The organism is Noviluteimonas gilva, from assembly GCF_009740395.1.
Taxonomy (GTDB): domain Bacteria; phylum Pseudomonadota; class Gammaproteobacteria; order Xanthomonadales; family Xanthomonadaceae; genus Noviluteimonas; species Noviluteimonas gilva.
This window is the reverse complement of record NZ_WOXT01000007.1, coordinates 1-3328: the sequence shown is the minus strand read 5'-3', so window position 1 is coordinate 3328 and position 3328 is coordinate 1. Positions and strand designations below refer to the sequence as shown.

Sequence of the window (3328 nt, the reverse complement as noted above, 5' to 3'; positions counted from 1 at the left end):
CCAAGCTCAGATACGTCGTTTCTGGTGCGAAAGCTCAACGCATTGCGCAAGGCAAATAGTTAGGCGCAAAAATGCTGAGCAGACCTCGAATGTCCGCTTCTGGCCGATAGCGGACATACCGGCTCAGTGGCTGCTTTCGACCCAAAGCGGTCATGTTGTAGCCTCACTGGCGCCCCAGTTGCCGTCACCAATGCGTCCGCCATATCGGGAGTTGCCGAGCCCATGCAAGATGTCGACGAGGAAGTCAGCCGCCGCCAGGCCCTTGAGTTCTACTTGATGCGAGGACTGTGGGGTGAAGTGCATCCGCAATTGAGGCAGGCGTCCATCGAGGCCGATCGTGCGACCAGAACGGTGCGCGTTCGATTCGAATATGACGGAGAGCCATCACCGGATGCGCTTGAATGTGGTTCTTGCGCCGCGAGCGAGGTCTTTGCCTGTTTTCCCGCGACGTGGGAGCTGGACGAGCAGCATGTCGCTGCACCTCGCTCAGGCGGGCTGTCCCAGCTTGAGTACCTCGTCTATCTGCGTTGGGAGCCGGAACGTTACGTTGAGTAATGAGTGTCCGCTTTCGACCCAAAGCGGACATCGTGCCGCTGCGTGCCTATGCGCTCGAACTGGCTACGCGAGGTCTTATGATTCTGTTGATGACGCCTCAAGTCCGCACCGTTGTGGCCTACGCCAACTACTTCGTGGCGGCCGGTATAGGCGCTTGGAGCCTCTACCTCATCTCAAGTCCGCTGCACCCGCTTGCTTCCGATTCGCATGGTGGCCTCCTCGCAATGTTTTCTGGGCTGTTCTTGGCGCCTGTCGCGCTTGCGGTGTTCGCGTCGGGTCGACTACATCAGCGGGAATCTACGGGGGCCTGGCTCATGCAGGCGATCTCGCTTGCACTAGTGGCGGCGTTGGGTCTTTTGTTCGCGCTGCCATAGCGGCAAGCTGTCGAACGTCGGGCTGTTTCAGGGGGTTAACGCGTGGCCGGCACAAACCGGAGCGCGACACCATCATTGGCGCGCCGCAGGAAGCCGATCGTTTTCGCTACGGCAGCGTCCGCCTTCTACCCATAGCGGACATTCGACCTGCGCTCTGTTGGCACCTTTGACCTGGGCACCGGTCCGGTACAGTAACTGGCGACGGCACGGGACATCACCATGCAACGGTTGTATCGATTGACCGCCCTGGCTCTCGTGCTGGCGCTGACGCCCTGGAGCCGTCCCGCCGTCGCTGCGGATACGATCGTGTACGTTTTGAACGGATCACCGCTCGACGACGGAACCGCCGCAGTGCTGGACTTCGACGACGACACGCTGATGGTGTCGGGCGATCTTTTCTCGCTCTCGCCGTGTGCCACAAGTTGGCTTGTCTGCATCAAGACTGACTACATGACCGTGGTCGTTCCGCGCACGACCCAAGCATCGAGTCATTGGACAGCAGAAGGGTTTGACTTCCAGTACGTCAGGGATTCCAAGCTGCGAGTCGGCGGTGCGAGCACTGAAGTTCGCGAGATCCGGTCCCCGCAAGGCAGCGGTGAGTTCACGTTTTTCGTGAGCCGAACGGGTGTGTTGGTCGCGTGGAGGCACACCTACAAGACCATGACCGGCGATCTCGAAACGTACGAATACAAAATGTAGTTGAGGATGTCCGCTTCTGGCCGATAGCCGACACCGGGACTTAGCGTCTGCTTTCGACCCAAAGTGGACACCGAGGGTGCCGCCCGAAACCCTTGGCGCGCAACCGTCCAGCCTGCATCCAGCAGCATGAGTTAGTCTTCTGCGTTCACGGGGAGGCGCGGCATGAATTGGCTTGATCTATTGAAGTCTTCATTGGGGTCGAGGGAAAAGGAAGCAGGGTCAACGTCCGTCGATGTGGCTTCGATCAACTACTCGATGCCGACTGTTGCAGCAGATCGCTTGACCTTTCTGGTGCCCACGGAGGCTTCGTTCGAAAGCGCACCCCATTTTCACGAAGACGAGTGGTGCCAGATCGAGTTCCTGCCCAAGACTGGCTACGGGGTCAAAGCCTTGCTTACGCAGTACAAGGAGTTCGAACGCGCGCATCGCGTCCAATACGGCTGGTCCCAAGTGTTTTCGCGCGAGCTTCCCCGTGGCGTGATGATCGAAGGCGGCGACGCGGTCGAAAGGATCGCGGACCTGTTCGAAACAACGCCCATCAGCGCGCCGATCTTGTTCACAGCGTCCTGTCCTCTGGGTCAAGTTGAGGGGGGCTTCGCCATCAGACCGTCGAGCGACGTGTTGCTTTACGGACTCGCGGATCAACGGGGAATCACTGCGCTCGGTGCGATGCTCGACGGGGACGATAAGCAGCTTTCACAGGCATTTGCCGCGCTGCACTCGGCGCATAACCTCCTCCTGGTGGACTGGCGCCAGCAATTCGCACTTGGCGGCGTAGACGCCGGTGGTCGCTTAGCTATCTGGCGCCCGTAATCGATCAAGCCACCATTGCCAACGACCGCTTCTGGCCGAAAGCGGTCATCGTGATTTGGTGCGTGCCGCCTAATCAGACGTCGGTCTGCTCGGCCATGATCAAGGCGTCATCCACCTCAACGCCCAGATAGCGGACTGTGCTCTCGATCTTGGTATGGCCCAACAAAAGCTGGACAGCGCGCAGATTCTTGGTGCGTTGATAGATCAGAGATGCCTTCGTGCGCCGCATGGAGTGGGTACCATAGCTCGGCTCACCCAGCCCGATGCTCCGAACCCAGCCTTTGACGATGCGAGCGTATTGTCGCGTCGAAAGGTGAGCGCCGTCGTGTTGGCGACTCGGGAACAAATAGGCGTCCGGCGGAAGTCGGCGCGATGCGATCCACGCGGTCAGAGCGTCGCGAGTCGAAGGGCTAATTTCGAATTGGACGGGGCGCCTAGTCTTGCGCTGAATCACCCGCGCTCGCGGCGCAATTTGGGCCCCGTGGGTCACGTCGCGAACATGGAGACGGACTAGGTCACACGCCCTGAGCTTACTGTCGATGGCCAGGTCGAAAAGGGCGAGCTTGCGAACGTCCTCGGCGAGCTGAAGTCGTAACCGGATCGCCCAGATTTCCTTGAGCTTGAGCGGGGCCTTCTGTCCCACGAGCTTGCCGCTATTCCAGGCAGGTCTTTTGCGCGGCTGGTTCATGACGTTCTCCATTCCCGGATAGGAAGGAGAACTTGGTCCGACGGTCTGTCACTACCTGGTGAGTGGCAGCTATCGGCCAAAAGCGGACATTCGACGCCACCCTTTAGAATGCAGCAGCTCCCGCCGCAGAGGCCGCCAATGCAGGTCTGGATTCGTTCTGTCGCAATCGATGATCAAGGGCTCTTGCAGGTTGAGCCTG

The 3328-nt window shown here is 59.6% G+C and carries 4 protein-coding genes; 3 read left to right on the top strand and 1 reads right to left on the bottom strand.

Annotated features, from left to right (window positions below; all coding sequences use genetic code 11):
• Window positions 1–222 precede the first annotated feature (222 nt).
• The 3 genes from GN331_RS16445 (at window position 223) to GN331_RS16435 (ending at window position 2441) form a co-directional block, all read left to right on the top strand.
• Entirely contained in the window at window positions 223–555 is a 333-nt protein-coding gene (locus GN331_RS16445; RefSeq protein ID WP_156643394.1) for a MafI2 family immunity protein, read from the top strand.
• 593 nt (window positions 556–1148) lie between these two features.
• Window positions 1149–1628, top strand: coding sequence for a hypothetical protein (locus GN331_RS16440; protein ID WP_156643393.1), 480 nt, complete (start codon window positions 1149–1151; stop codon window positions 1626–1628).
• A 162-nt stretch (window positions 1629–1790) separates the two neighbouring features.
• On the top strand, window positions 1791–2441 hold the full coding sequence (locus GN331_RS16435) for a hypothetical protein (protein WP_156643392.1): 651 nt from the start codon (window positions 1791–1793) through the stop codon (window positions 2439–2441).
• A 73-nt stretch (window positions 2442–2514) separates the two neighbouring features.
• Here GN331_RS16435 and GN331_RS16430 read toward each other — a convergent pair whose 3' ends face one another.
• On the bottom strand, window positions 2515–3129 hold the full coding sequence (locus GN331_RS16430) for a tyrosine-type recombinase/integrase (RefSeq protein WP_197427205.1): 615 nt from the start codon (window positions 3127–3129) through the stop codon (window positions 2515–2517).
• Window positions 3130–3328: the final 199 nt, after the last annotated feature.